Here is a 3,262-nt window from a genome sequence, read left to right on the forward strand (position 1 = left end):
AGATGTGTATAAGAGACAGATATTTAACAATACGGAGGGTCTATTGATGAGTAAAGTTCAACAATTACAAAATTATTTACAACAGCACAATATTGATGCAGCCTTTATTACAACACCTGATAACGTTTTTTATTTTTCAAATTTCAAAAGCAACCCGCATGAGCGTTTACTTGGTGTAGTTGTTTTTAAAGAAGCAGCACCCTTTTTAATTTGTCCACAAATGGAAGTCCCAGATGCCAAGGCAGCAGGCTGGACATATGATGTCATCGGCCATTTAGATACGGACAATGCGTGGGATATTTTAGCGAAAAAAATTGCAGAAAGCGGCTCAACCATTGCGAAATTGGCAATCGAAAAATCGCACTTAACAGTAGAGCGTTTGGAAGCCTTAACAAGCTTCTACCCAACTGCATCATTTGAACGCCTTGACGATCAAATTAATGCTATGCGTGTCATTAAAGACGAGGCGGAGCTAGCTAAAATGCGTGAAGCTGCAAAATTAGCAGATTATGCAGTAGAAGTAGGCTGTAAAGAAATTGCAGAAGGTAAAACAGAAATGGAAATTTTAAATGCAATTGAATCAGCAATCAAGGCGAAAGGCTATGCGATGAGCTTTGATACAATGGTACTCGCTGGTGAAAAATCAGCTTCTCCACATGGCACGCCAGGCGACCGCAAAATCAAGCGCGGCGATATGATTTTATTTGACTTAGGTGTTATTTACGAAGGCTATTGCTCAGATATTACACGTACAGTTGCTTTCGGAGAAGTAAATGAGGCGCAAAAGGATATTTATAACACTGTTCGCGAAGCAAATGAGCGCGCAGTTGCAGCAGTAAAACCAGGGGTACGCGCATGTGATTTAGATAAAATTTCACGTGATGTCATTACAGAGGCTGGTTACGGTGAGTACTTCACACATCGCTTAGGTCACGGTTTAGGCATTTCCGTGCATGAATATCCTTCTGTAACAGGGGCAAACACGCTTGCTTTACAACCCGGCATGGTATTCACAATTGAGCCAGGTGTCTATAAAGCCGATGTAACAGGTGTACGTATTGAAGATGATGTTGTCGTAACAGAGGCTGGCGTTGAAGTCTTGACGAAATTTACGAAAGAGCTTGTTATTTTATAAGATGAAAACAAGGGACGACCCAAAATTTGGGGCTGTCCCTTGTTTTTTAGTTTGGTTGGGCGGACTTCATTATTTAACGAGCGAATCACTACTTTTGAACCATAATAAAGAAAAGCCGAGAAATACTGTAAAATCACAGTTTTCTCGGCTTCTCTTTTATTTCACAGCTACCCATGCACGCTGTTTTTCAAATTGGACAGCGACTGGGTGTTGGAAAAACTCACTCAAGCATTGTTCTGTTAAAAGATTCTCGCGCTTGCCTTGTGCGAACACTTGTCCACCACGCATTAGTAGTGTATGGCTAAAGCATGGGAGAATTTCCTCTACATGATGTGTCACATAAAGCAATGTAACCTCATCTGTATTCGCGATTTGCGCAATGATATGTAACAAATTTTCACGTTCAATTAAATCTAAACCTGTACAAGGCTCATCTAAAATCAAGAGTTTTGGTTTTGCCATTAAAGCACGTGCAATTTGTACGCGTTGACGCTCTCCTTGCGATAAAAACTCAAATGCTGTATTCGCCAAATGGCGGATTCCAAATTGTTCGAGCAAGCGTGCACCTTCTTCAATTTCTTCCTCCGTCACCGATTCAAATAAACGAATTGCACCGAATTTCCCTGATAACACAATTTCAATAACGGGATCTAAACGATTAAATTCCTCAATCATTGCCGAACTTACCCAGCCAATCGATTTGCGAATTTCACGCATATCTGTTTGGCCATAAGTTTCTCCTAATACTTGAACGGAACCTTCATTAATCCAAAGATAACCATTGATTACCTTTAGCAATGTTGTTTTACCACTACCATTTAACCCTAAAATTGCCCAATGCTCTCCGCGCTGTACGTTCCAATTAATATCCTGCAAAATTGTTTTCCTGTTACGATATAACAGGACATTTTCAATACGAATCATTAAGCTAATGAATTTAATACTTCATCAACAGGCGTGTATGCTAAATCTTGATCTAATGCTACAGCTTCATACACAACTTTACCGTCGATTGTATTGATGCCTAATTTTAGAGCAGGATTTTCATTACATGCACGTACATAGCCTTTATTCGCAATTTGTAATGCATATGGCACTGTATTGTTTGTTAATGCAACTGTCGATGTACGTGGTACAGCACCTGGCATATTTGCTACTGCATAGTGAACGATGCCATGTTTTTCGTAAGTTGGCTCATCATGTGTTGTTACGCGGTCACTCGTTGCAAAAATACCACCTTGGTCGATTGCAATATCAACTACAACTGAACCTGGTTGCATTGATTGAATCATTTCCTCTGAAACAAGCTTCGGTGCTTTTGCGCCTGGAATTAATACTGCACCAATAACTAAATCAGAATCCTTTACTGATTCCGCAATGTTAAATGGATTTGAAATTAAAGTTTGCACATCACGGCCAAAAATATCTTCCACTTGGCGTAGACGCTCTGGGCTTAAATCGATTACTGTTACATCTGCCCCCATACCTACAGCAATTTTCGCTGCATTTGTACCAGCAATACCACCACCGATTACAGTTACTTTACCGCGTTGCACACCTGAAACACCGCCTAGTAAAATACCTTTACCACCATTTGTTTTTTCTAAGTATTGTGCACCAATTTGTGTTGCCATTTTACCAGCTACTTCACTCATTGGTGTTAATAGTGGTAAAGAACGGTTCGGTAATTGTACTGTTTCATAAGCTATACCTACCACTTTCTTTTCAAGCAATGCAGCCGTTAATGCTCGCTCTGGTGCCAAGTGTAAATATGTGAATAAAATTAAACCTTCATAAAAATAGTCATACTCGCTTGCGACTGGCTCTTTAACTTTCATTACCATTTCAGCTTTCCATGCATCAGCAGCTGTTGGTACGATTGCAGCACCAGCTTCAATGTAATCAGCATCTGTGAAAGAAGAACCTAATCCTGCACCTGTTTCAATCATCACTTCATGTCCTGCTTGAACTAGTGTAACTACTCCTGCCGGTGTCATTGCAACACGATTTTCATTGTTTTTTATTTCTTTTGGTACCCCAATTTTCATTAACTTTCTCCTCCTCTTCAATATGGAAAAGTAATCGCTCGCAATTACTCATAAATCCACATTAATTCTATCAATTTTC

Annotated in this window: 3 protein-coding genes; 1 reads left to right on the forward strand and 2 read right to left on the reverse strand. The window is 39.8% G+C overall.

Features of this window, described 5'->3' with window-relative positions; genetic code table 11:
* Nucleotides 1-46: 46 nt before the first annotated feature.
* Nucleotides 47-1,135, forward strand: coding sequence for a M24 family metallopeptidase (locus C9J34_RS21170; RefSeq protein WP_107842142.1), 1,089 nt, complete (start codon nucleotides 47-49; stop codon nucleotides 1,133-1,135).
* A gap of 156 nt (nucleotides 1,136-1,291) precedes the next feature.
* On the opposite strand, the gene C9J34_RS21175 is transcribed toward C9J34_RS21170, so the two are convergent.
* Together C9J34_RS21175 and ald are read right to left on the reverse strand one after the other, a co-directional pair.
* Nucleotides 1,292-2,059, reverse strand: coding sequence for an ABC transporter ATP-binding protein (locus C9J34_RS21175; RefSeq protein ID WP_107842143.1), 768 nt, complete (start codon nucleotides 2,057-2,059; stop codon nucleotides 1,292-1,294).
* Nucleotides 2,059-3,183 (reverse strand): alanine dehydrogenase, encoded by a 1,125-nt coding sequence (gene ald, locus C9J34_RS21180; protein WP_107842144.1) that lies wholly within the window; start codon nucleotides 3,181-3,183, stop codon nucleotides 2,059-2,061. Before ald ends, C9J34_RS21175 begins: the two co-directional genes overlap by 1 nt.
* Between the last annotated feature and the right edge of the window lie 79 nt (nucleotides 3,184-3,262).

This window comes from Metasolibacillus meyeri (genome assembly GCF_003049505.1).
Taxonomy (GTDB): Bacteria; Bacillota; Bacilli; order Bacillales_A; family Planococcaceae; genus Metasolibacillus; species Metasolibacillus meyeri.